Origin of the sequence: Leifsonia stereocauli (assembly GCF_038432415.1) — a bacterium.
Classification (GTDB): domain Bacteria; phylum Actinomycetota; class Actinomycetes; order Actinomycetales; family Microbacteriaceae; genus Orlajensenia; species Orlajensenia stereocauli.
Window position 1 is genome coordinate 434478 of the sequence record NZ_JBCAUN010000002.1, and the last position, 23561, is coordinate 458038.

The window sequence follows — 23561 nt, forward strand, 5'->3', positions numbered from 1 at the left end:
CGAAGCGAACGAGTGAAGCGTCCCTCACGCCCATTCCCGTCGCGGCGGAACTGCGCCACCATGGGGTCATGGTGGATTACGCAGACCCGCAGTGGTCGTCAGCCCGGCTGAGCGACCGCGAGCGTGAGGAGGCAGTGCAGCGATTGTCGATCGCCCGCGGCGAGGGACGCCTGACTCCCGAGGAGTTCGACGCCCGCGCCAGGTCGGCACGTGCCGCATTGACTCGAGGCGAGCTCGACCCGCTGTTCGCCGACCTGCCCGTGGCCGCCGCACCCCGGTACGACGCGGCACACGGAGCTCCGGCATCCGTCGACCCAGAGCCTCGAACGCCACGAGTGCGTCCACTCGGCGGCCCGATCGGCGCCACGATCATGGCACTGGTGCCGTTCGTCGCCGTGCTGCTGTTCTTCCTCGCCGGCTACTGGGGCAGCTTCGCCTGGTCGTGGCTGTGGTTCCTGCTGGTTCCACTCGCGGGAATCATCATTTACGGCCCGGCCGCCGAGTACCGCTCGCGCGACCGCCGCTGACGAGCCGCTCGTCCACGCCTAGCGTTCTGCCTGCCCGGCGGCTCGAACCGCGACCGGCGTCTGGGCGAGCCGCACGTGCACCCGCTGACCGAAATCCAGCCGCTCATCGGCCGCGTGCTGCATCCGCAGCGCCACGCCGCCGTCTGTCAGCAGGAGCGTACGTCGCAGGCTGCCGAGGAAGGTGCTCTCCTGTACGACGGCCGGCAGCCCAGTCGAGTCCGACAGGCTCACGCTCTCGGGACGGATGAACACCTCGACCGGTCCGTCGGCGTGCGCGGCGATGAGTGGCAGGTCTGCGCCGAGCGCGTGCACCCGATCGCCCTTCACGATGCCGGGAACGGTGCTGCTGAGGCCGACGAACGCGGCGACGATGGCCGATGCCGGTCGCAGGTAGAGCTCCTCCGGGGTGCCGACCTGCTCGATGCCGCCCGCGTCCATCACCGCGATGCGATCGGAGATCGCCAGCGCCTCCTCCTGGTCGTGGGTGACGAACACCGTGGTGATGCCGAGTCGCAGCTGGATGCGGCGGATCTCGTCGCGCAGTTGCACTCGAACCTTCGCATCCAGGGCCGAGAGCGGCTCGTCGAGCAGCAGTACGCGCGGCTCGGTGACCAGAGCACGCGCGAGGGCGACGCGCTGCTGCTGCCCGCCGGACAGTTGATGCGGGTAGCGATCAGCGAGGTGCTCGAGCCCGACGAGGGCGAGCGAGTCACCACCACGGCGGCGGGCATCGGCACGGGCGACCCGGCGCATCCGGAGCCCGAACATGACGTTGCCGAGCACGGTGAGGTGTGGGAACAGCGAGTAGGACTGGAACACCATGCCGATGTCGCGATGATTGGTGGGCACGCGGGAGACGTCGGCGCCGTCGATGAGCACGCGACCGCCGTTGGACTGCTCGAGCCCGGCAAGCACGCGGAGGGCCGTCGTCTTGCCGCAGCCCGACGGGCCGAGCAGGGAGACGAACTCGCCGGGTGCGATGGCGAGGTCGACGCCGTGCAGCACCCGGGTCGACCCGTAGTCCTTCACGATCGACTCGAAGGCGACGGACGCCCCCTCGCCGCGTCCGGCGAGGACCAGGTTGTCGGCGGTGGCGATCGCCGCCGGGCTGGCGGATGCTCTGGTGATGCTCATGCGAGGGTCCCCTTCCGGGACGAGTCGGGTGCGGTGCGAGCAGGGCGCCCGACGCGAGCCGGGCGCGCGGTCTGCGAGGCGCTGGCTGTCTTCCTCCCAGCGCTCGTCCGGCGTCCGGCGAGCCGGATGACCACGAGCAGCACGAAGGCGAAGAGCAGGGCCAGCAGCGACACGATGATGGCGGCGTAGGTGTCCTGCTTGCTCACGACCACGAGCGCCGTCTGCAGGTTCTGGCGGCCGAGCAGCGAGGCGATCGTGAACTCACCGAGCACGACCGCGACCGAGATGAGCGAGGCGGCAAGCAGCCCCGGGCGCAGGTTCGGCGCCAGTACCCGGGTCAGTACAGAACCCCACCCGGCACCGAGCGACCGGGCCGCTTCGGCCAGCGTGCGCACATCCGTCGCATCGATGCTCCCCTGGATGGCTCGGTAGGCATAGGGGAGCACGGTGATGCCGTACGCGAACGCGAGCGACCAGATGCCGGTTCCGAAGGTGCGCCCGATCACCAGGTAGATCGGCGCGAGCCCCACCACCAGCACGATGGCCGGGATGGAGATGGGCAGGAGCACGACGAACTCGAAGGCTCGCCGCAGGTTCGGGAAACGCAGGGTGATCAGGATCATGGTGGGTGCGAGCAGGAGCAGCACGATTCCGATCGAGACGACGGCGAGCACGAGGGAGTTGCCGAGGCCGAGCCAGATCGGCGCGTAGCGCGGAGCGTTCGCCGGGTCGAGCAGCCCGAGCCAGTGAGCGAACGAATGCCCGTCGCCATCGCGCAGGGTGAACTCGATCATGGCGATGATGGGGATGGCGAACAGACCGCCGATGACGATTCCGATCACCGAACGGGTCGCACGTCCCGGGCCGAGGGCGGCGCTCATCGCTGCCACCGTGCCGCGCGACGCTGGATGAGCGAGTAGCCCCACATCACGATGGCCATGATGACCACCATTCCGAGTGCGAGGGTGCCCGCGAGATTCTCGCGCCCGAGGACGGTCTCGCTGACGAGCGCCGCGCGGATCTGGAGCGGCACGATCTGCGAGCCCTGGCTGGCGAGGGCGGCTGCCGTCGCGTAGGACGAGAAGGCGTTCGCGAAGAGCAGGAGGACGCTCGCGGCGAACGACGGCGCGAGCACGGGGAAGCCGATGTGCATCCAGAAGCCACGGTTCGATCCGCCGAGCGTGAGGTTCGCCTCCGCCCACTGCGGCTTGAGGGCTGCCATCGCGGGCATGAAGGTGATGACCATGAGTGGCACCTGGAAGTAGATGTAGGGGAGCACGAGCCCGGGGAGGTCGTAGATCCACGCGCCGTTCGCGAAGATGTCGATGCCGAAGGTGTCGCTCAGCCACACGGTGATGAGCCCCTGCACGCCGATGGTGGCGATGAACGCGAAGGCGAGCATGACCCCGCCGAACTGGGCGAGCACGCCGCTGGCACCGTCGACGACCCCGCGGATGCGGCTGTCCTCCGCAAGGCCGAGCATGGCGTAGCAGGCCAGTGCGCCGACGACGGCTCCGATCACGGCCGTGAGAGCCGAGAGGCCGATGGAGTTCACGAAGGTGCGCACGATCACGGGGTCGGTGAGAGCCACGAGGTTGTCGAGTGTGAAGGAGCCGTCCTCGGTGAAGAACCCGCTGAGCACGGCGAGCAGCGTGGGGAGCGCGAGGAACAGCAGCACATAGGCCGCGAACGGCACCAGGCCGAGGAAGGCGGGCAGGGAGACGCGCACGGCCGAGCGCCGGGAGGAACCCTGGAGGTTCGACCCGACGCTCGGCGCGATGGGGGCGTTGATCGCCATGGAGAGCAGACGCCTACTGGACCGCGGCGGCCCACTCCGTGCCGAGGAGCTCGCCGGCAGCCGTGCTCTGCTCCTCGGTCGGGACGACGGTCTCGTCGGGAGCGGCGGGCAGGGCCGAGAACAGCTTCTCGTCGATGGTGCCGGCGGCCGACATCGCCTCGGCACGAACGGGGCGGGCGCCACCCTTGAGCCAGAGGTTCTGCGCGTCATCGCTGTACAGGAATTCCTGCCACAGGCGGGCGGCCGCGGGGTGCGGAGCCTCCTTGTTGATCGCCTGGTTGTAGTACCCGGCGTAGCCGGTGCCGGGAAGGATGACGACCTTCCAGTCGGCGTTGTCCGCCGTGTGTGCGGCGTTCAGGTAGTCCCAGTCGAAGACGACCGGGGTCTCTCCCGAGGCGACGGTGGCGGTCGTCACGTCGACCTTCAGCAGGTTGCCGGCCTTCTGCAGCTCGCTGAAGAAGTCGATTCCGGGCTGGAAGTCGTCGAGCGTTCCGCCGCTCTGCACCGTGCTCAGGCCGACGGCCGCGAATGCGGCACCGGCCTGGGTCGGGTCTCCGTTGATGGCGACGGCACCCTTGTAGTCTGCGCCGAGCAGGTCGTCGAGCGCCTCGGGGGCTGCGTACTTGGAGGAGTCGTAGCCGATGGACATGTACCCGCCGTAGTCGCCGACGAAGAGGCCGTTCGACTCCTTCAACGCGTCGGGGATGTCGTCCCAGGTCGCGACCTTGTACGGCGCGAAGACGTCGGTGTTCGCGAGTGCCACGGTGAGACCGAGGTCGAACACGTCTGGCGCGGTGTCGAGGCCGGCGTTGGTCTTGGCCGCTTCGATCTCCTCCGCGCTGGAGACGTCGGGGGACTGCTCGGTGATGGAGATCTCGGGGTACTTCTTCGTGAAGGCGTCGAGCACCTCGCCATAGTTGGCCCAGTCACGGGGAAGTGCGATGACGTTCAGGGCGCCCTCGGCCTTGGCGGCCTTCTCGAGGTCGGCGAGCGTGCCGAAGTCGGCGAGGCTCGTGGCGGTCTTGGCGTCCGACGAGGAGTCGGCGTCGGCGGCCGGGGCCGAGCAGGCGCTCAGCGCGATGGCGGCGCCGGCGGCGATGGCGATGGCTCCGACCGCTCGACGACGCAGGGTGGTGTGCAGCACAGGGGTTCCTCTCTCGATGCACCCAGGAGCGGAAAGCGCCAGTCGGCGCACACTGTGGACGCTCCCGGATCACGAGGAGGCTATGAGCCGGCGGTGAACCGATGCCCGCCGCGGCATTAACTGGATGTGACGGGGCGGTGGATGAGCGGCGGGCGCCTGCCGCGCTCCCGAAGGGAAGCTCAGATCAGTGCCGGCGGGGGCTTCGCCCTGTACCCGTGCAACGCCATGACGCAGTAGATCGGTCCGGTATCGGCCGGTCGTCCCCGCGACTCCCGGAGAACGCGCAGCGGACCCTCCGCCTGGTCGGCGTCGAGGCGCAGCACCAGGTCGTCGTTGCGCGGCTCGTTGGGGTCGTAGAGCCACAGCGCCGTCTTCGCGCCCTTCTGCTCGTAGGCGTATGCCATCACCTGGTGGTTCTTCCCGATGTCGAGGTCGATGCTGCGGATGAGGCCGATCGGCGACAGGCGGCCCGCGTCGATGTCGGCCCGCACCGCAGGCACGGTGTCGTCGAAGGTCACCCGGCGCCGGCCGCGGGTGATGGCGCCCGCGAGTCCCTCGTCACCGTCGGGGTACTGCGGAGCCGAGTAGGCCAGCCAGCGATGCCCGCCGCCCTTCAGGTCGAGGGAGTCCAGCATCCGTTCCCTGATGAAGAGGAAGAGGGGGTCGTCGGATGCCGTCGGCGACGTGCGGATGCCGGGCACGGCCTGCTTCGCCGAGAAGTAGTCGAGCACCGTGAAGACCATGCCGCCGCAGAGCCCGGCGTCGGCGCGCGTCAGCGGCATCCAGTCGGGGTCACGGCGTGCGATCTGAAGAACGGAGCCGAGCGCGGCCGGCATGGCATCGATCAGGTCGTTGACGATCGTTCCGACGGCCATCACCGGCAGTTCGTGGGACCAGGAGTTCGTGAACTGGAAGCCGTTCCGTGACGGGCTGAACCCGGGCACGGCGTGACGCACGGACTCGAGCACCCGCACCACGGAACGCTCGTTCTTGCGGATGATCGAAGCGTCGAACCCCTGCGGGGCATCCACTGTCACGTCATCGCTGCGATCACGGTCGAGGAAGCCCGACTTCCACGTCACGTCGAGGTGGCGGGCAGACGCAGAACCGATCGTGTAGACGACGCGACCCGAACTGCCGAACAGACCGGCTTCCAAGGTGATCGTCGCGTTGCTGCCGGCGCGGATGGATCGGGGTGGCGGCGCTGCCCACTGGCCCTTCTGATCGGCGAGCTCGAGCGTGATCGTGGTCTCGTTCCGGATCTCGACGGTGCTGCGCGCCATGGCAGGCTCCTCTGCGTCGCGACGCACAGGTGGGGTGGAAGGTGCGTCTCGGGGTATCGACGCGAACCAGTCTGCTCTCATGCCTCCGTCGGCGACAGAGGCTCTTCGCCTGAGGCTCGGGTCTGTTGCACGCAGCTTCGTCCTCGTGTTAGCGTCTCGGCGATCGTGATCCATCGACAGGAGGTGAGACCCATGAACGCAGTATCCGCATCGGGTGCTCCCCTGAACGAACGATCGAGCGACTGAGGTAGTCGCCACCGGGAGCCCCGTCAGGCACATCGCGAAAGGCGACTCCCATGAGCACGACACCTCCTTCCCCCCTCGATTCCTCCCTGTCTGATCCCGACTCCCGACACCCGCAGCACGCACGCGCGTTGGTCCTCGGCGGCGGTGGATCGGCCGGCAATGCCTGGCTGATCGGCGTCATCGCGGGTCTCCTCGAGGCCGGCCTCGACGTGACCGACGCCGACCTGATCATCGGCACCTCGGCCGGGGCGACAGCTGCAGCCCAGATCACCGGCGCTGCCCCCGCCGAGCTGCTGGCCGACATCCTCTCCGCCGTGCCGCAGCAGCGAGCCGGTGGGGCAGCACCCGCCGGGGCAGCACCCGGTGGTGCACGCACCTCGGCCGGTTCGGTGAGCGATCATCTGGCGCGATTCCAGAGAACCATCGCCGACGCTGAAGACGCGGCCGACATGCGCCGAACGATGGGTGCGATGGCACTCGAGGCGGATGCCGCCTCGGATGGTTCCGGGCAGGAGCGGTGGCGATCCATCGTCGCCTCGCGACTGCCGGGTCGGCACTGGCCGTTGCGAGACGTGTTCATCACGGCCGTCGACGCCCAGACCGGGGAGCCCGTCGTCTTCGACCGGCACAGCGGGGTGGACCTCGTCGACGCCGTGGCCGCGAGCACATCGGGCGGCGGTTCCGCCTACGGCATCGGCGGAAGGGGCTACATCGACGGCGGCTATCGGCGGTCCAGCGAGAACGCCGATCTGGCTCTCGGATCCGGACGGGTGCTGGTGCTGTCGCCCCTGAGCGGAAGGTCGCTGTATCCGCCGGAATGGGGAATGCAGCTTTCCGTGCAGGTCGACGAGCTCCGGGAGGGCGGCAGCAGGGTCGAGACGGTCCTTCCCGACGTGGACTCCCTCGCCGCGTTCGGCGGCAACCTGATGGATCCGAGGACGCGGATGCCGGCCGCTCGCGCCGGCAGCGAGCAGGGCCGCGCCCTCGCCGAGCGCCTCAGCGCGTTCTGGCGCGGGTGAGCGTCTTCAGCGCGGATCGTACCGTCGCGGCGGGAAGGCGGCGGCGACCACGGAGCGCAATGACTCGAGCGAGCCATCCACGAAGCCCTGCAGGCGCGCCTGCACGAGGATGTTGCCGATCGCCGTCGCCTCCACCGGCCCGGCGAGCACGGGCAGCCCCACACGGTTCGCCGTGAGCTGGCAGAGCAGCTCGTTCTGCGATCCGCCGCCGACGATGTGCACGATCTCGACGGTGCGTCCCGAGAGCTCCGACGCCGTGCGAACGGCGTCGGAGAATGCGTCCGCGAGGCTCTCGATGATGCTGCGCACGAACTCCGCCGGCGAGCCCGGCGCGACCAGGCCTCGCTCGCGGCAGTACTCCGCGATGCGCTCCGGCATGTCGCCCGGCGTCAGGAAGCGGGGGTCGTCGGCATCGAAGACCGGGACCGGCGTGGTGACGGATGCCGCGGCTGCGAGCAACGCGGGCAGGTCGATGGTCTCGCCGGCGGCCTCCCAGCTGCGCACGGACTCGCTCAGCAGCCAGAGGCCCATCACGTTGTGCAGGAAACGGATGCGGCCGTCGACGCCGCCCTCGTTCGTGAAGTTCGCCTCGCGGGCGGCATCCGTCAGCACGGGTTCCTCGAGTTCGACGCCCACGAGCCCCCAGGTGCCGCACGAGATGTATGCGCTGGTGGCCGCGTCCATCGGGACGGCGACGACGGCCGAAGCCGTGTCGTGGGATCCGACGGCCACGACATCGGCGGTGCCGCCGAGCTGCTTCGCCACCCCGGGCAGCAGGGGCCCGACGCGAGTGCCCGGGTCGACGAGGGCGGGCAGCAGCGCCGGCGGCAGGTGCAGCCGGCCGAGCAGGTCGATGTCCCACTCGCCGGTCACGACGTCGAGCAGGCCTGTCGTCGAGGCGTTGGTGCGCTCGGCGATGCGCTCGCCGGTGAGCCAGAAGGTGAGCAGGTCGGGCACGAGCAGCATGCTGTCGGCGCGGGTGAGGCATCCGATGCCGTGGTCGGAATCGGTTTCGGCCATGAGCTGGTAGACCGTGTTGAACGGCAGGAACTGCAGGCCGTTGCGACGGTAGAGCTCGGGGAACGGCACGATGGCGTGGGTCGCCTTCACGCCTGCCGCCGTGCGGGAGTCGCGGTAGTGGAACGGCTCGCTCAGCATGCGGCCCTCGTGGAGCAGGGCGTAGTCCACGGCCCAGGAGTCGACGCCGATGCTCGCCAGGCGTGGCTCCTGCCGGAATGCCGTGGTGAGTCCCTCGACTGCGCTGCGGTACAGCTCGCCGATGTTCCAGTGCAGTCCACCCGGGGTCGAGATGGGCACGTTCGGGAAGCGCGCCAGCTGCTGCATCCGGAGCTCGTTCGGCCCGACGTCTCCGAGGATGACGCGGCCGCTCGTGGCGCCGAGGTCGATGGCGGCGACGCTGCCGGTGGTGCCGCCCGACATCAGCGCAGGAAGGCGGCGGCGACGCCGGCGTCGACCGGGATGTGCAGGCCGGTGGTGTGCGACAGGTCGCTCGAACACAGCACGAACACGGCGTTCGCCACGTTCTCGGGCAGCACCTCGCGCTTGAGCAGGGTGCGCTGGGCGTAGTAGGCGCCGAGCTCCTCCTCGGGTACGCCGTAGACCGCGGCGCGCTTGGCTCCCCAGCCGCCCGCGAAGATGCCGGAGCCGCGTACGACGCCGTCGGGGTTGATGCCGTTCACCTTCACGCCGTGCTCGCCGAGCTCGGCCGCGAGCAGGCGCACCTGGTGCGCCTGGTCGGCCTTCGTCGCCGAGTAGGCGATGTTGTTCGGGCCGGCGAACACCGAGTTCTTGCTCGAGATGTAGATGATGTCGCCGCCCATCTTCTGGTCGATGAGGGCACGGGCAGCCGCACGTGAGACCAGGAACGAGCCCTTGGCCATCACGTTGTGCTGCAGGTCCCAGTCGGCGACGGTGGTCTCGAGGAGAGACTTCGACAGCGAGAGTCCGGCGTTGTTCACGACGATGTCGAGACCGCCGAAGGCGAGCAGCGCCGCATCGATGGATGCCTGGACCTGAGCCTCGTCGACGACGTTGGCCTGCACGCCGACAGCGACATCCGTCGACCCGATCTCGGCTGCAGCGGCCTGCGCCTTCTCGAGGTCGAGGTCGGCGATGACGACGCAGGCTCCTTCTGCGGCGAGGCGGGTGGCGATGGCCTTGCCGATTCCGGATGCCGCCCCGGTGACGAGCGCGATGCGGGTCGCCAGCGGCTTCGGCTTCGGCATCCGCTGCAGCTTGGCCTCCTCGAGGGCCCAGTACTCGATGCGGAACTTCTCCTCGTCGGAGATGGGCGAGTAGGTCGAGAGTGCCTCGGCGCCGCGCATGACGTTGATGGCGTTGCGGTAGAACTCGCCGGCCACGCGGGCGGTCTGCTTGTTCGCACCGTAGCTGAACATGCCGACGCCCGGGATCAGCACGATGGCCGGGTCGGCGCCGCGCATGGCGGGCGACCCGGGTGTCGCGTAGGCGGAGTAGTACGCCTCGTAGTCGGCGCGGTAGGCATCGTGCAGCTCGTGCAGGCGGGCGATCGAGTCCTCGATCGACGCGTCGGCCGGAAGGTCGAGCACGAGCGGCTTCACCTTGGTGCGCAGGAAGTGGTCGGGGCAGCTCGTTCCGAGGGCCGCGAGACGCGGGTGTTCGGATGCCGCCAGGAAGTCGAGCACCTCGGGAGCGTCGGAGAAGTGGCCGACCTGCGGGCGGTCGGTCGACACCAGTCCGCGGATGGTCGCGGCCAGCGCTGCGGCCTTCGCCGACCGCTCGGAGGGCTCCAGGGCCTCGTAACCGGACAAGACGGTTCCGAACGGATCGGGCCGGCCGTGCTCGGCGATGTAAGCCTCGGCCGCAGCGATGATCTGCAGCGAGTTCGCCTCGGACTCCTCGGAGGTGTCTCCCCAGGCCGTGATGCCGTGGCCTCCGAGGATGCATCCGATCGCCTGCGGGTTGGCGTCCTTGATGGCCGCGATGTCGAGCCCGAGCTGGAAGCCGGGGCGACGCCACGGCACCCACACCACGGTGTCGCCGAAGATCTTCCGGGTGAGCTCCTCACCGTCGGCCGCCGTGGCGATGGCGATGCCGGAGTCGGGGTGCAGGTGGTCGACGTGGGCGGCATCCACGAGTCCGTGCATGGCGGTGTCGATCGACGGGGCTGCTCCGCCCTTGCCGTGCAGGGCGTAGTCGAACGCCGCCACCATCTCGTCCTCCCGGTCGAGGCCGGGGTAGACGTCGACGAGGGCGCGCATGCGGTCCAGGCGCAGCACGGCCAGGCCCGACTCGGTGAGGGTGCCGAGGTCGCCGCCAGAGCCCTTGACCCAGAGCAGCTCGACGGGCTCGCCCGTGACGGGGTCGACGTCGGTTCCCTTGGCCGAGGTGTTGCCCCCGGCGTAGTTGGTGTTCTTCGGGTCGGACCCGAGGCGGTTGGAGCGCGCGATCAACGCAGCGGCGGTCTCGTTCGTCATGGTCTTCGCATCTCTCGATCGGGGTTCTGGTGCTGCGATCTGCCCACTTCGGCTAGTGGAGCGGCGCTCCCACTGGCGGAAGTGGGCAATTCGCGCGGGTGGGGCGTGTGGGTGGGCGAGCCGGGCCGCGGGTCAGGCGCCCCAGCTGAGCTGGGTGCCGCCGGCGCGGTCCTCCGCGATTCTCTGCTGGTAGCCGGATGCCGCGTAGGCGGCCATCGGGTCGCCCGCGAGACCGCGGCTCTCACGCCAGGCAGCGAGGTCGGGACGCACATCCGTGTAGAAGGCGTCCATCAGGATGCCGTTGGCGCCGAGCACGTCGTGCGCCTCCTGCGCTGCGGTGAGGGCGGCGCTGTCGACGAGGAGCGCACGCGCCGTCATCTCCTGCACGTTCAGCACCGAGCGGATCTGGCCGGGGATCTTGTCCTCGACGTTGTGGCACTGATCGAGCATGAACGCCACGGGGGAGTCGGGTCCGTAGCCGCCGCCGCGCACGACCTCGTAGAGGATGCGGAACAGCTGGAACGGATCGGCAGCGCCCACGATCAGGTCGTCGTCGGCGTAGAAGCGCGAGTTGAAGTCGAAGGATCCGAGCTTGCCGAGGCGCAGAAGCTGCATGACGATGAACTCGATGTTGGTGCCCGGTGCATGGTGACCGGTGTCGAGGCAGACCATCGCCTTGTCGCCGAGGGTGGCGACCTGGGCGTAGCTGGTTCCCCAGTCGGGAACATCCGTGTGGTAGAAAGCCGGCTCGAAGAACTTGTACTCGAGCACGAGGCGGTGGTCGTCGCCGAGGCGGGCGTAGATCTGGCGCAGCGAGTCGTTCAGGCGGTCCTGACGGCCGCGAAGGTCGCCCTGGCCGGGGTAGTTCGTGCCGTCGGCGAGCCAGATCTTCAAGTCCTGCGAGCCCGTGGCGTGCATGATGTCGATGCAGTCGAAGTGGTGGTCGATGGCCTTCTGCCGGATGGCCGGGTCGACGTGCGTGAGCGAGCCGAACTTGTAATCGTTGTCCTGGAAGGTGTTGGAGTTCACCGTTCCGAGCGACACGCCCTGGTCCTCGGCGAAGGCGCGCAGGGCGGCGTAGTCGTCGACCTTGTCCCACGGGATGTGCAGCGCCACCTTCGGTGCCAGCGCCGTGAAGCGGTTGACCGTCGCGGCGTCCGCGATCTTCTCCTCGGGCGTGCGCGGGGTGCCCGGCGTCGTGAACACCTTGAAGCGGGTGCCGGAGTTGCCGAACGCCCACGACGGCAGTTCGATCGCCTGCTGCTCGAGCAGGGCGAGGGTGTCTGGGGAGAGGCTCACGAGTGGTTCCTTTCGAGCGAGCTGTCGGCATCGGATGCCGCTGAGAGTTGGGTCTCGAGGTTGAAGATCTCGGTGAGACGCAGGAAGCCCTCGTCGGGAGCGACGTCGAGGTCTTCGAAGAAGTCGCCCATCTCGGCCTGCCAGCGGGCGTTGACGTCGGTCGCAGCCATGCCTGCCTGAGCCGCTTCGAGCGATGGAGTCTCGAAGTAGCCGATCAGCAGGCCGTCGCCGCGAACGAAGAGCGAGTAGTTGTTCCAGCCGGTGTCCTTGAGGGCGCGGAGCATGTCGGGCCACACCGCTGCGTGCCTCTCGCGGTATTCGGCGAGACGCCCCGGCTTCACCTTGAGTTGGAAGCAGACACGCTGCATGGCGGCCTGGTCTCCCGACCTGTCGTCAGCGGAGGGCACGCCGCTCACAGTCGGATTCCCGTCTCGGCGGCCACGTCGACGTGGCGGTGTTCGAGGCCGATGAGGCTGGCGGCCGCCTTGACCTCGGCAGCCCGGTGTCCGGTGGCGAGTGCCCAGTGGTGGTCGACTCCGGATGCACTCCACGAGTCGACCCATTCGCCCGGGTCGCAGCCGAAGTCGACGCGGGAGGTCGTGTTCCCGATGGCGAGGAGCGGACCGGGAACGACTGTTCCCTCGCTGGTCACCAGCACGTAGCTGCCATCCCGATTCTGGCCGAGACCGATCGTGGTGACGGCGCCGGACTTGACGTCGAACTCGACGCTCACGCCGTAGCCGCGCTTGCCGTGGTAGATGCCGAGCCCGCGCAGAATGGGCTGACGTGCACCGATCGCGAGGTGAGCCGGGCCGTCGTGGCCCATCTCGACGACGCCGTCGAAGAAGTTGAGAGCCTGGATCTCGGTGAATGATCCGCCGGCCCCGAGGGTGTCGCCGATGAGCATGGCGATGGAATTGCGCAGCTCGTACTCCCCGGCGATCGGAACACCCCGCGCCGTGAGGAGCGACGAGCCGAGGATCATGCCGGCGCCGAGACGCTCGTGCAGTTCGCCGCCGAGCCCGCGGTGGTAGTAGGCCATGCTGTCGAGGTCGAAGTCCTCGACGAGTCTGTCGAGTCCGACTGAGACGCGGGCGCCCCACAGGAAGTCCTCCTCGTCGACCGACGCCTCGTCGATCTCGAAGACCTGCCGGGCGAGGTCGATGCGCTCGCGGGCCTGCGCATCCGTCACCTCGTCGACGCGCACGCGCAGGTCGTCGAACTCGAGTACCTCCACGTGTCCGCCGAGCTGGGTCGAGACGCTCGTGAGGTCGGTGGAGACGTCGAGCATCCCCGGGTAGAGGTGGCCCATGAGGCCGTGCCGGGCATGGCGGAGGCGGGCGCGCACATGTGCGGCCTGGATCCAGTTGTTGATGCGTCGCCAGGCGTTCTCATCGCGGAGATGACCGCTGACGGACCGGAAGTCGATGCCGGCGCGGCGGAAGAGATTGCCGACCTCGGGCACCGAGCACTGCCCGCAGTACGCGAGCCACTCTCCGGTGCCGAAGGTCGCGTGGTCCATGGCCTCGGTGGGTTGGAGGTCGATGATCAGGATCGGCGCGCCGGAGCGCTGCGCGATGGGGAGCACCATCGACGAGGTCAGGTAGGTCGTGAGGAAGATCACGATGAGGTCGGGATCAGCGGCGCGGAGCCTTTCGGCAGCTGCTGCAGCCTCCTGCGCATCCGAGATGAATCCGACGTCCGTCACGTCGGCATCGAGGGCCTGGAAGCGCTCGCTCACATAGCGCGACGACTCCTGCAGTTGCGGAAGCAGCGTGGGGAACTGGGGCCAATAGGCGCCGAGTCCGCCGGCGATGAGGCCGATGCGGGTCTTCCGGCGCGTGATGCGCGGCAGAAGATCGGCGACGGATGTCGTGGTCATGGTGCTGGTCTCCCGAGTGGGTCCGGAACGAGTCGGGTCGCGCGAAGCGAGGGAAGTGCGGGGCCGACCGGCTGGCCGGCCCCGCGTGACGACTAGAAGTCGTAGTCGTCGATGTTGTCCTTCGTGAAGGTGGTGGGCGGGCCGACGATGACGATGCCGCCGTCGATCACCTCCTTCTCACCGAGGTCGCCGGCGTCGAACTTGTCGCCGACCTCTCCGGTGATCGTGCCGTCAGCGAGCGCCTTGCCGGCGAAGGCCGCGACGTAGCCGAGCTGTGCCGGGTCCCAGAGGGCGAAGGCCGTGACGGTGTCGTCCTTGACGAACGGACGCATCTCGTTCGGGAGACCCAGGCCGGTCAGCGCGACCTTGCCCTTGTAGTCCGAGGTGGAGAGGTAGCGGGCCGTGGCGGCGATGCCGACCGTCGTGGGCGAGATGATGCCCTTCAGGTTCGGGTGCGCCTGCAGCAGGCCCTGGGCCTCCTGGAAGGACTTCGTGTCGTCGTCGTCGCCGTAGACGGTCGCGACGAGCTCGATGTCCGGGTAGTTGGCCTTCAGATCCTCCTCCATGAACTTGATCCACTCGTTCTGGTTGGTGGCGTTCGCGGTGGCCGAGAGGATGGCGATCTCTCCCGATCCACCGATCTGCTCCGAGATGAGCTTCGTCTGGATCAACGCGACGTCCTTGGCGACGACCTGGCTGATGAAGACGTCGCGGCAGTCGGGGTTGGTGTCTGAGTCGAACGCGACGATCTTGGCGCCGCCGTCGCGAGCCTCCTTGAGGGAGGAGCAGACGGCGTCGGGGTCGTTTGCAGCGATCACGATGACGTTGGTGCCGGCTTGGGTCTCGGCATTGATGAACGAGACCTGGCTCGAGGCGCTGGCATCGAGGGGTCCGACGACCTGGCTCGATGAGAATCCGGCTGCCGTGGCCCCTTCCTCCCCGCCGCCGAGAACGACGTCGGTGTAGGGGTTGTTGAGCTGCTTCGGGATGAACGTGATCGTCTGGTCGCCGCCACCGCCCGAGCCGCTCGTGCTGCCGCTGTCGGATCCGCCGCCGGCGCATCCCGTCGCCACGAGGGCGATGCTGGCTGTCAGTGCCGCGACACCGAGAATGCGGCGGGTGCGCATGCTCCTGGTGCCGTGAGTGTGAAACAACTCCATCGTTCTTTCCTTTCTCAGTGCGCCGGGTGCTCGGCGCTGGTTGATCCCGAGGTTGTGACCTGGGGAAGACTGTTTCGAACCTGCCGATCGTGCTGCCAACGGCGCACGGAGGCGAAGATGCTCGGCGTCACGACACTGAGGATGAGCAGCGTGCCGGTGACGATGATGAGGACGACGTCGGACACGCGGCCGAGGCGCAGGGCGTAGTTGATCGTGCCGATGAGCAGCACGCCGGCGATGACGCCGGGAATCGAACCCTTGCCTCCGAAGATCGACACTCCGCCGAGGAGGACGGCGGCGATCACGGCGAGCTCGAGGCCGCTCGCGTTGTCGCTGCGAGCGCTCGAGTACCGGAGCGTCCAGTACACGCCGGCGAGTGCGGAGACCGAGCCTGTCGCGACGTACAGCCAGAACTTGCTGCGGGCCACCTTGATGCCGACGAACCGTGCGGCCTCCTTGCTGTAGCCGAGGGCGTAGAGTCCGCGGCCGAAGGGGGTGAAGTGCAGGAGGACGCCGAAGAACACCATGACGACGAGCACGCCGATCATGACGGTCGGAATGCCGGTGCCGCCGATCTTCGAGGTGAAGAACGCCGTCAGATCCGGGGGGAAGTTCGCCACGGCGTTGTCGCCGATGACGACGAGGGCGAGCCCTCGGAACAGCGCGAGCGTACCGATCGTCACGGCCAGGGACGGGAGGCCGACGACGGCGATGAGGAAGCCGTTGAAAGCCCCGGCGACGACACCGGCTGCCACCGAGATGGCCAGCACGACTGGCATGTCGAGGCCCGCCTGCCACAGCACTCCCATGAGCGCACTGGTGAGGCCGGCGATGCTCGCGACGGACAGATCGATCTCGCCCGTGATGATGACGAGCGTCATCGGCATGGCGATGAGGAGCACCGGGATGACGTCGAGCAGCAGGAAGCCCACGGTGACCGGTGAGGCGAAGCGCGGGATCGAGATGCAGGCGTAGAGCACGAACACGAGCAGCGCGTAGATCATGATGGCGTCGCGCCCGAGCAGCAGGCGAGCAGACCGCGAGCGCTTCTTCGGAGCGAGGGCGCTGATCGTGCCCGTCGGCGGGGGAACAGTCACTGTCTCAGACATCCCGGGCCTCGCTCACTCGCAGTCTCCTTGCTGTTCGAACGGATGCGATGCGATCGATGACGATCGACGCCAGGATCAGCACGCCGACGATGGCCTGCTGCCAGAACTTGTCGACGCGCACGGCGGTCAGTGCGCCGGTGATCGTCGTGAGCAGCAGGGCGCCGAAGGCGGCACCGACGACCGAGCCGCTGCCACCGAAGATCGCGACGCCGCCGACGACGGCCGCGGCGACGACGTCGAGTTCCAGGCCGGTGCCGGTCGTGGCTCCGACCGAGTTGAAGCGCGAGGTGTACAGCACCCCGGCGAGACCGGCGAGAACGCCGTTGGCCACGAAGGCGAGAAGGACCCGCTTGGTCACGGGGATGCCGAACACCCGGGCGGCATCCGGATCGGAGCCGATGGCGTAGAGGTCACGCCCCGACCGGGCTCCGGCCATGAAGATCGCCACGATCACCACGACGATCACGGCGATGAGCGTGATGAGGGGGAAACCGAGCACGGTGTCGACCGACAGGTTGCCGAAAGCTTCCGGGCGGTCGTCGGCGAAGTACTGCGTTCCACCGGCCCAGGCGTTGTTCAGGCCCCTGTAGATGTAGAGCGTTCCGAGGGTGATCACGAGGGCGGGCACCTTCGCGAGGGTCACGAGGAGGCCGTTCACAGCGCCCAGCAGTGCGCCGAAGGCCATACCGGCGATGAACACCACGACGATCGGGATGCCCGGGAAGCTCACGAACAGCGTTCCAGTGCCGAATGCCACGAGTCCGAGAATCGAGCCGACCGACAGGTCGACGTTGCGCGTGATGATCACGATCGCCTGACCGACCGCCAGGATCATGACGATCGTGGCGTTCAGCAGCATGTCCTTGACGCCCTGAGGGCTGAGGAAGAGCGGGTTGATCGCCCAGGTGATGAGCACAAGGGCGACGAGTGCGAGGATGACCGGCAGCTCGCGCAGGTGCATCACGGAGCCGACGACGTTGCGCTTCTCCGATGCTGCCGGGGAGGGCGTTCCGCTCCCGGTCGGCTGGACTGTCGTGGTCACTGGGCACCCTCCATCGATGCTGTTGCGGCATGCATGACTGCTTCGGGAGTGGCATCCGCTCGATCGATCCGTGCCGTGATCCGCCCCTCGTGCATGACGAGAACGCGGTCGGCCATGCCGAGCACCTCCGGGAGTTCCGAGGAGATCATGAGGATCGCGATTCCGCGGCCGGCGAGGTCGGAGAGCAGCTTGTGCACGGCAGCCTTCGTGCCGACGTCGATGCCGCGGGTGGGCTCGTCGACGATGAGGAGCTTCGGCTCGGTGGCCAGCCACTTGGCCAACACGACCTTCTGCTGGTTCCCGCCCGACAGTGTCGAGACCGGCAGATCCTGGTATCCGGTCTTCACCTGCAGGAGGTTCGACCACTTCTCCGAAGCCTCGCGCTCGCGCGCTCCGCTGATGATTCCGAAGCGCGCGAGGGAGTTGCGCAGGGTGAGGGCCGTGTTGCGGGCGACCGTCAGGTCCATCACGAGACCCTGCTTGCGGCGATCCTCGGGTACGAAGCCGATTCCGGCGTTGATGGCGGCCTGCGGGTCGCGCGGCTTCAGCCGGGATCCGAGGAGGGTCACCGTTCCGCGGTCGTAGGCGTCGATGCCGAAGACCGCACGGGCGACCTCGGTTCGACCGGCTCCGACGAGACCCGAGAGGGCGACGATCTCGCCTGCCCGCACGTCGAAGTCGATGTCGCTGAACACCCCGGCGCGGCCGAGGCCATCGACGGAGAGTACGACGTCGCCGATCGCGGCATCCTCCTTGGGGAAGAGGGTGGCGATGTCCCGGCCGACCATCTCCCGAACGATCTGTTCGACCGTGGCACCGGATGTCGCATGCGTGGCGATGTAGCGTCCGTCGCGCATCACGGTGATGCGGTCGCAGAGCGCGAAGACCTCGTCGAAGCGATGCGAGATGAACAGGATGGCCGCGCCCTTGTCGCGCAGGCTCCTGGCCACGGCGAACAGGCGGTCGACCTCGATGCCGGAGAGGGCGGCCGTCGGCTCGTCCATGACGAGCACCCTGGCGTCGAGCGAGATGGCCTTGGCGATCTCGATGATCTGCTGGTCTGCGATCGACAGGCCCTCGGCGACACGGTCGGGATCGATGGGCACTCCGAGCCTGGCGAAGAGTTCCCTCGCCTGCCGGCGCATCGCCGCCCGGCTGATGAGGCCGGCCCGGCCCTTGGGCTGCCGGCCGATGAAGATGTTCTCCGCCACGGTCAGGTCGGGGAAGAGCGTGGGCTCCTGGTAGATGACCGAGACGCCGGCAGCCTTGCTGTCTGCGACCGATCGGAAGGCGACGGGCTCGCCGTCGATGAGGAATTCGCCGGCGTCGGGGTGGTACAGGCCGGCGAGGATCTTGACGAGAGTCGACTTGCCCGCGCCGTTCTCACCGACGAGGGCGTGGATCTCTCCGGCCGACAGCTGAATGGTGCCGTCTGCGAGGGCGATCACCGGCCCGAAGGTCTTAGCCGCCCCCTGCAGCGAGAGCGTGAATGGCCCCGATGCCTCAGTGGCGTTCTCATGGTCGAGCGTCATTGGTGGACCAGATCTCCCCGTCGAGAATGAATCGTTTCAAGATTTGAACACTCGGAACACTAGAGCCGATAGCTCCCGCAAGTCAAGACGACTGGGGACTTCGGCGTTCAATCTTGACATTCTCGGAAGTCAGGTCTTTGATTCGTTTCAGCGTGGTCCGCGATCGAGGGTGGATGCGCCGTGACATCATGCAGAACGCGGCCGGTGGTGGCCACGCATCGATCGCCGAGGTTCCGGCGCTGCGCGAGCGAGACGAGGGGTCCCATGTCAGCGAGTGTGCGCGATGTCGCAGCTGCGGCATCCGTCTCGGTCGGCACGGTGTCGAACGTGCTCAATCACCCCGACAAGGTCGCTCCCGAGACCGTGGCCAGGGTGCAGGCCGCCATCGAGACGCTCGGATTCATCCGCAACGATGCCGCGAGGCAGCTGCGCGCAGGCAAGAGTCGAAGCATCGGCATGGTGGTGCTCGACGTCGGCAACCCGTTCTTCACCGACGTCGCGAGAGGAGCCGAGGATCGCGCCGCTGAGGACGGCTTCACCCTGCTGCTCGGCAACAGCGACGAGAAGCTGGCGCGCGAGGGGTCCTACCTCGACCTGTTCGAGGAGCAGCGCGTGCACGGCATCCTCATCACCCCGGTCGGGGAGGACCTGGCCAGACTCGGACGGGTGCAGGCCAACGGAACGCCGGCCGTGCTCGTCGACCGCGAGGCCGATCGTGCTCAGTTCTCGTCGGTGTCGGTCGACGACGTGGCCGGCGGCTATCTCGCCGCCCGGCATCTCATCGAGCAGGGCAAGCGGCGCATCGCCTTCGTGGGTGGTCCTCACAGCCTGCGGCAGGTGCAGGATCGCCTCGCCGGGGCGCGCAAGGCAGTGGCCGAGACGCCCGGCGTGCAGCTCGAGCTCATCGACACCGACTCGCTGTCGGTGCTGCAGGGGCGAGCCGCGGGGGAGTCGCTGCGCTCCCGCGAGGCCGTGCATCGACCCGACGGAGTGTTCGCCGCCAACGACCTCCTCGCCATGGGCGTGCTCCAGGCGCTGCACATGCTGGGCGACATCCGCATCCCCGACGACATCGCCCTGATCGGCTACGACGACATCGGCTTCGCGTCGGCCGCCGTGGTGCCGCTGTCTTCGATCCGCCAGCCCGCAGCCCTCATCGGCTACACCGCGGTCGACCTCATGCTGCGTGAGGCTGCAGCCGGCGCAGGGTTCGAGCGCGAGCACGTGGTGTTCCAGCCCGAACTCGTGGTGCGGCAGTCGACGAGCGGCTGAAGCGCCCGCCGCCAGTCACCTGCGAGTCAGCGGAGTTCACCGCCCGGCGCTCGCCCGAGCTCCTGCATCCGCGCGTCTGCACCCGTGGGTTGATGGGCGAACTCCGCTGACTCGCAGGCGCTGAGCGGTGGGACGGTGGGGCGCTGGGCGCTGGGCGCTGGGCGCTGGGCGCTGGGCGCTCGGTCGCCGTCGCGTCAGTTCGTGCGCGGCAGTGGTCCGGTGCGCGCGTGTCCGTGGGCGTGGGGGTCGCGCGGCGGCAGCTTCGGCAGCGGGATCGGCGAGGTGAGTGCCAGTTCGTCCGAGAAGTCCTCTGGCAGCGGATGCCGCGACGCCGTCGGGGCGGCATCCGTCACCGTCACTCCGGGCTGTGTCGCTCCGGGCAGCGTCACGCGGTCGCCCACCGCGATGGCGTCGGCTGCCTCGACCGAGGCGACGGCGAAGCGCCACCGCGTCTGCGGAACCCGCACCAGGCGCACGCCGCGCGAGAAGAACATCCAGCACGCGCCGATGACGAATCCGGTGGTGGCTGCGATGGCGGCCACGCCGAGCCCCCACCGGGGCTCGAACGCGTCGGCCACCCAGCCGATGATGGGTGCCCCGAAGAGCGTGCCTCCCATGAGCAGTGCCATGTAGAGGGCCAGCACGCGGCCGCGCAGTTCGCCGGGCACCGTGGTCTGCACGTAGCCGTTCGCCGTCGTGAGCAGGGTGACGGTGCCGAAGCCGATGAAGATGAGTGACACGGCGAAGGTCGCGTAACTGGGCATGAGCGAGGCGGCGAGGGCGGCGAGTCCGAAGAAGCCCGTCGCCGCGATCACGACGCGCAGGCGGGCGCGCGATCGCCGGGCGGAGAGCAGCGCCGCCGTCAACGATCCGATCGCGAGGATCGACGAGAGCAGGCCGTACTCGCCGGCTCCCTCGCCGAACTCCACGGCCATGGTCGAGGCGAAGATGGGGAAGTTCATGCCGAACGCGCTCACCAGGAACACGATCACGAACACGACCTTGAGGTCGGGGCGCGTCGCCACGTACCTGAAACCCTGCACGAACTGGCCGCGGGCGCGCTTCATCTTCGGGTGCAGTCGCAGCTCGTCGCGGCGCAGCATCACGAGGGCGGCGAGCATGGCGATGAAGGTGAAGGCATTCACGATGAACACCCAGCCCGAGCCGATCACGACGATGAGCAGGCCGGCGACGGCGGGGCCGATGAGACGGGCAGTGTTGAAGGATGCCGCGTTCAGGGCGACGGCATTCGAGGTGTTCTGGCCCGAGACCAGGTCGCTCACGAAGCTCTGGCGTGCCGGCGCGTCGAAGGCGTTCGTGATACCGAGCGCCAGCGCGAAGGCGTACAGGTGCCACAGCTCGGCGTGGCCGGCGAGCAGCAGAACCCCGAGGCCGACGGCCAGCAGCATGAGCACCGACTGCGTCACGAACAGGATGCGCCTGCGGTCGAAGCGGTCGGCCACGAGACCGGTGAACGGCACGAGCACGAGCTGGGGTCCGAACTGCAGCGCCATCGTGAAGCCGACGGCGACGGCGCTGTTCTGGGTGAGCTGGGTGAGCACCACCCAGTCCTGCGTGGTCGACTGCATCCAGCCACCGATGTTGGAGACGAGGGCGCCGACGAACCAGATTCTGTAGTTGTAGCCCGAGAGGGAGCGGAACATGGCACTCACTGGGTGGCGAGCCTCCCCATGAGCTCGGCGGCGCGGGCGAGCAGGTCGCGCTCGTCGGCGGTGAGGGCGCGCATGCGCTCCGTGAGCCAGGCATCGCGCTTGGAGACCGTCGCCTCGACGAGCTCGATCCCGGATGCCGTGAGGCTGATGTTCGTCTTGCGTCGATCGATGGCATCCTCGGCGCGGGCGAGGTACCCGGCCTCCTCGAGGCAGTTGACCGTACGGTTCATCGACGGAGCCGAAACACGCTCGCGCTCGGCGAGGGCCGACAGCGTGTGTTCGCCGTGGATCGACAGGGTCGCGAGCACGGCGAACTGCGCGTCGGATACGGAGTCGTCGCTCTTCTGGGCGCGGAGTCGCCGGGCCAGGCGGAACGTCGACATCCGAAGGAGGGAGCTCTGCTGGGGAATCGTCATGAGATCACTTAGCCTAGCTCATTAGTCTTGCTAAGTGTTTGCGGTGGCCTCTCTCGCTCGCTGAGGCCCGGACGAAGTCCGCGGTCGAAGGGTCCACGGAGAGTCGTGCCTGGTGCGCTTCGGGCGGTCGCTCCGCTCGGCCCTCAGCGAGCGCGCCTCCGCAGCGCCCGCAGCGCACCCGTCGACCACAGCGCCCACAGCACCAGCAGGGGCTGGAAGACCAGCCGGATCCCGCGGGCCGCGTCGGTGTCGAGGCCGAAGGCATCCGTTCTGGTGACGTACTGCGAGATGTTGCCCGGGAAGACGGCGACGAAGAAGGCGGCCACGATCCAGCCGACGGCGATACGCCTGCGGCCCAGCACGATGAGGGCGCCGCCGAGGGTGATCTCGACGATGCCGCTGGCTATCACCACGAAATCCTTGTCGGCCGGAACCCAGTCGGGCACCTGCGCCTGGAAGTCGCCCCGCGCGAAGGTGAGGTGACTGATGCCGGCGAACAGCAGGGCGGCGCCCAGCGCGATGCGGCCGATGAGTTGCGGGGTGGTCGACGGATGCGGCTTCGTGGTGAGTGACGTGACGAAGCGGGACACGAGCGTGGAGGCCATGTCCTCATCCTCACACCGCTGGGTCGCCGGATGACTGTCTTGTACCGTTCTGACCATGAGCACGCTGAACAGTCGGGGCATCGCCGTCATCACCGGAGTCGGTCGACGCCGTTCGATCGGTGCCGGTCTCGCCCTCGGCCTGGCGGAGGACGGCTGGGATCTCGCCATCAACCACTGGCGACCGTACGACGACCGCATCGGCCTCGAGCGGCTCCCCGACGATCCCGAAGTGATCGCGGAGGCGTGTCGCGCACTCGGCGCCGCCGTCGAGCTCATCCCCGGCGACCTCGGCGACCCGGCCACGCCCGCCCGCCTCCTCGAGGGAGCGCGGCGCATGGGCCCGGTCAGCGGGCTCGTCATGTCGCACTGCGAGTCGGTCGACAGTTCCATCCTGACCACTGACCTCGAGAGCTGGGATCGCCATTTCGCCGTCAATGCCCGGGCGACCTGGCTCCTCATCAAGGCGTTCGCCGAGCAGCTTCCGGCCTCCGTCGATCCGGGGCGGGTCGGGGGCCGCATCGTCGCCCTCACGAGCGACCACACCGTGCGCAACCTGCCATACGGCGCCAGCAAGGGCGCCCTCGACCGCATCGTGACAGCGGCGGCCGTCGAGCTGGCTGACAGGGGAGTGCGTGCGAACGTCATCAACCCGGGCCCGATCGACACGGGCTGGATGGATGACGAGATCCGCGCGTCGGGGATCGCCGCCACCCCTGCAGGCCGTTTGGGCACGCCCGCTGACACCGCCGATCTGGTGCGCTTCCTGTTCTCGGACGAGGGCTCCTGGATGAACGGGCAGGTCCTCTACAGCAACGGCGGATTCGCCGTCGGCTGACGCTTCTGACGCTTCGGCCGGCAGCCTGGGGCCGGCGGCATCCGTTCCCGTCGATTCCCTGCTGAAAGCGGCAGGGACGCGTGTCGGAAACACGCCCGTAACCCCGCGC

21 protein-coding genes are annotated in these 23561 nt (G+C 68.5%); 4 read left to right on the plus strand and 17 right to left on the minus strand.

Features of this window, described 5'->3' with window-relative positions:
* Positions 1-68: 68 nt before the first annotated feature.
* A complete protein-coding gene (locus tag AADV74_RS10940; RefSeq protein ID WP_342113944.1) occupies positions 69-527 on the plus strand; it encodes a DUF1707 SHOCT-like domain-containing protein in 459 nt (152 codons plus the stop codon).
* An 18-nt stretch (positions 528-545) separates the two neighbouring features.
* On the opposite strand, the gene AADV74_RS10945 is transcribed toward AADV74_RS10940, so the two are convergent.
* From AADV74_RS10945 to AADV74_RS10965, 5 genes are all read right to left on the minus strand, one after another.
* Positions 546-1661, minus strand: a complete 1116-nt coding sequence (locus AADV74_RS10945; protein ID WP_342113946.1) for an ABC transporter ATP-binding protein — start codon at positions 1659-1661, stop codon at positions 546-548.
* Positions 1658-2542: an ABC transporter permease gene (locus AADV74_RS10950; RefSeq protein WP_342113949.1), complete on the minus strand. Its 885-nt coding sequence runs from the start codon at positions 2540-2542 to the stop codon at positions 1658-1660. Before AADV74_RS10950 ends, AADV74_RS10945 begins: the two co-directional genes overlap by 4 nt.
* Positions 2539-3459 (minus strand): ABC transporter permease, encoded by a 921-nt coding sequence (locus tag AADV74_RS10955; RefSeq protein WP_342113951.1) that lies wholly within the window; start codon positions 3457-3459, stop codon positions 2539-2541. Before AADV74_RS10955 ends, AADV74_RS10950 begins: the two co-directional genes overlap by 4 nt.
* Before the next feature lie 13 nt (positions 3460-3472).
* Positions 3473-4600 carry an ABC transporter substrate-binding protein gene (locus AADV74_RS10960; RefSeq protein WP_342115152.1) on the minus strand — a complete coding sequence of 376 codons (1128 nt, stop codon included), beginning with the start codon at positions 4598-4600 and terminating at the stop codon, positions 3473-3475.
* Between the two features lie 182 nt (positions 4601-4782).
* Positions 4783-5886, minus strand: a complete 1104-nt coding sequence (locus tag AADV74_RS10965) for a hypothetical protein (protein WP_342113953.1) — start codon at positions 5884-5886, stop codon at positions 4783-4785.
* Between the two features lie 296 nt (positions 5887-6182).
* Between AADV74_RS10965 and AADV74_RS10970 the strand changes: the two genes are divergently transcribed.
* On the plus strand, positions 6183-7151 hold the full coding sequence (locus AADV74_RS10970) for a patatin-like phospholipase family protein (protein WP_342113955.1): 969 nt from the start codon (positions 6183-6185) through the stop codon (positions 7149-7151).
* A 6-nt stretch (positions 7152-7157) separates the two neighbouring features.
* Here AADV74_RS10970 and AADV74_RS10975 read toward each other — a convergent pair whose 3' ends face one another.
* From AADV74_RS10975 to AADV74_RS11015, 9 genes are all read right to left on the minus strand, one after another.
* Positions 7158-8591, minus strand: coding sequence for a rhamnulokinase (locus tag AADV74_RS10975; protein WP_342113957.1), 1434 nt, complete (start codon positions 8589-8591; stop codon positions 7158-7160).
* Positions 8591-10627, minus strand: coding sequence for a bifunctional aldolase/short-chain dehydrogenase (locus AADV74_RS10980; RefSeq protein WP_425287293.1), 2037 nt, complete (start codon positions 10625-10627; stop codon positions 8591-8593). Before AADV74_RS10980 ends, AADV74_RS10975 begins: the two co-directional genes overlap by 1 nt.
* Positions 10628-10759: 132 nt before the next feature.
* Positions 10760-11926: an L-rhamnose isomerase gene (gene rhaI, locus AADV74_RS10985; RefSeq protein ID WP_342113959.1), complete on the minus strand. Its 1167-nt coding sequence runs from the start codon at positions 11924-11926 to the stop codon at positions 10760-10762.
* Positions 11923-12294: an L-rhamnose mutarotase gene (locus AADV74_RS10990; protein WP_342115156.1), complete on the minus strand. Its 372-nt coding sequence runs from the start codon at positions 12292-12294 to the stop codon at positions 11923-11925. Before AADV74_RS10990 ends, rhaI begins: the two co-directional genes overlap by 4 nt.
* Before the next feature lie 44 nt (positions 12295-12338).
* The gene (locus AADV74_RS10995) at positions 12339-13808 is read right to left on the minus strand and encodes an L-fucose/L-arabinose isomerase family protein (RefSeq protein WP_342113961.1); all 1470 of its coding nucleotides are present in this window, start codon (positions 13806-13808) and stop codon (positions 12339-12341) included.
* Positions 13809-13900: 92 nt separating this feature from the next.
* Positions 13901-14968, minus strand: coding sequence for a rhamnose ABC transporter substrate-binding protein (gene rhaS / locus AADV74_RS11000; protein WP_342113963.1), 1068 nt, complete (start codon positions 14966-14968; stop codon positions 13901-13903).
* Between the two features lie 14 nt (positions 14969-14982).
* Positions 14983-16077, minus strand: coding sequence for an ABC transporter permease (locus tag AADV74_RS11005; RefSeq protein WP_342113965.1), 1095 nt, complete (start codon positions 16075-16077; stop codon positions 14983-14985).
* A complete protein-coding gene (locus tag AADV74_RS11010) occupies positions 16070-17119 on the minus strand; it encodes an ABC transporter permease (RefSeq protein ID WP_342113967.1) in 1050 nt (349 codons plus the stop codon). The genes AADV74_RS11005 and AADV74_RS11010 overlap by 8 nt, the downstream gene beginning before the upstream one ends.
* Positions 17116-18651 carry a sugar ABC transporter ATP-binding protein gene (locus tag AADV74_RS11015; protein WP_342113969.1) on the minus strand — a complete coding sequence of 512 codons (1536 nt, stop codon included), beginning with the start codon at positions 18649-18651 and terminating at the stop codon, positions 17116-17118. The genes AADV74_RS11010 and AADV74_RS11015 overlap by 4 nt, the downstream gene beginning before the upstream one ends.
* A gap of 264 nt (positions 18652-18915) precedes the next feature.
* On the opposite strand from AADV74_RS11015, the gene AADV74_RS11020 reads away from it, so the two are divergent.
* Entirely contained in the window at positions 18916-19923 is a 1008-nt protein-coding gene (locus AADV74_RS11020; RefSeq protein WP_342113971.1) for a LacI family DNA-binding transcriptional regulator, read from the plus strand.
* Positions 19924-20117: 194 nt separating this feature from the next.
* Here the strand turns inward: AADV74_RS11020 and AADV74_RS11025 are convergent, their stop codons facing one another.
* The 3 genes from AADV74_RS11025 to AADV74_RS11035 form a co-directional block, all read right to left on the minus strand.
* Positions 20118-21587, minus strand: coding sequence for an MFS transporter (locus AADV74_RS11025; RefSeq protein WP_342115158.1), 1470 nt, complete (start codon positions 21585-21587; stop codon positions 20118-20120).
* Positions 21588-21592: 5 nt separating this feature from the next.
* A complete protein-coding gene (locus AADV74_RS11030; protein WP_342113973.1) occupies positions 21593-22012 on the minus strand; it encodes a MarR family winged helix-turn-helix transcriptional regulator in 420 nt (139 codons plus the stop codon).
* 143 nt (positions 22013-22155) lie between these two features.
* On the minus strand, positions 22156-22617 hold the full coding sequence (locus AADV74_RS11035) for a DoxX family protein (RefSeq protein ID WP_342113975.1): 462 nt from the start codon (positions 22615-22617) through the stop codon (positions 22156-22158).
* A 55-nt stretch (positions 22618-22672) separates the two neighbouring features.
* On the opposite strand from AADV74_RS11035, the gene AADV74_RS11040 reads away from it, so the two are divergent.
* On the plus strand, positions 22673-23452 hold the full coding sequence (locus AADV74_RS11040) for an SDR family oxidoreductase (protein ID WP_342113977.1): 780 nt from the start codon (positions 22673-22675) through the stop codon (positions 23450-23452).
* The last annotated feature ends 109 nt before the right edge of the window (positions 23453-23561 follow it).

Bases quoted from the DNA above. Each gene is read 5' to 3' on its own strand.
- AADV74_RS11020 (WP_342113971.1), top strand. From the start codon at position 18,916: ATGTCAGCGAGTGTGCGCGATGTCGCAGCTGCGGCATCCGTCTCGGTC.
- AADV74_RS10940 (WP_342113944.1), top strand. From the start codon at position 69: ATGGTGGATTACGCAGACCCGCAGTGGTCGTCAGCCCGGCTGAGCGAC.
- rhaS (WP_342113963.1), bottom strand. From the start codon at position 14,968: ATGGAGTTGTTTCACACTCACGGCACCAGGAGCATGCGCACCCGCCGC.
- AADV74_RS10975 (WP_342113957.1), bottom strand. From the start codon at position 8,591: ATGTCGGGCGGCACCACCGGCAGCGTCGCCGCCATCGACCTCGGCGCC.
- AADV74_RS11030 (WP_342113973.1), bottom strand. From the start codon at position 22,012: ATGACGATTCCCCAGCAGAGCTCCCTCCTTCGGATGTCGACGTTCCGC.
- AADV74_RS11035 (WP_342113975.1), bottom strand. From the start codon at position 22,617: ATGGCCTCCACGCTCGTGTCCCGCTTCGTCACGTCACTCACCACGAAG.
- AADV74_RS10955 (WP_342113951.1), bottom strand. From the start codon at position 3,459: ATGGCGATCAACGCCCCCATCGCGCCGAGCGTCGGGTCGAACCTCCAG.
- AADV74_RS11005 (WP_342113965.1), bottom strand. From the start codon at position 16,077: ATGTCTGAGACAGTGACTGTTCCCCCGCCGACGGGCACGATCAGCGCC.
- AADV74_RS10970 (WP_342113955.1), top strand. From the start codon at position 6,183: ATGAGCACGACACCTCCTTCCCCCCTCGATTCCTCCCTGTCTGATCCC.
- AADV74_RS10950 (WP_342113949.1), bottom strand. From the start codon at position 2,542: ATGAGCGCCGCCCTCGGCCCGGGACGTGCGACCCGTTCGGTGATCGGA.
- AADV74_RS10945 (WP_342113946.1), bottom strand. From the start codon at position 1,661: ATGAGCATCACCAGAGCATCCGCCAGCCCGGCGGCGATCGCCACCGCC.
- AADV74_RS10980 (WP_425287293.1), bottom strand. From the start codon at position 10,627: ATGACGAACGAGACCGCCGCTGCGTTGATCGCGCGCTCCAACCGCCTC.
- AADV74_RS11025 (WP_342115158.1), bottom strand. From the start codon at position 21,587: ATGTTCCGCTCCCTCTCGGGCTACAACTACAGAATCTGGTTCGTCGGC.
- AADV74_RS10965 (WP_342113953.1), bottom strand. From the start codon at position 5,886: ATGGCGCGCAGCACCGTCGAGATCCGGAACGAGACCACGATCACGCTC.
- AADV74_RS11015 (WP_342113969.1), bottom strand. From the start codon at position 18,651: ATGACGCTCGACCATGAGAACGCCACTGAGGCATCGGGGCCATTCACG.
- AADV74_RS10995 (WP_342113961.1), bottom strand. From the start codon at position 13,808: ATGACCACGACATCCGTCGCCGATCTTCTGCCGCGCATCACGCGCCGG.
- AADV74_RS11040 (WP_342113977.1), top strand. From the start codon at position 22,673: ATGAGCACGCTGAACAGTCGGGGCATCGCCGTCATCACCGGAGTCGGT.
- AADV74_RS10990 (WP_342115156.1), bottom strand. From the start codon at position 12,294: ATGCAGCGTGTCTGCTTCCAACTCAAGGTGAAGCCGGGGCGTCTCGCC.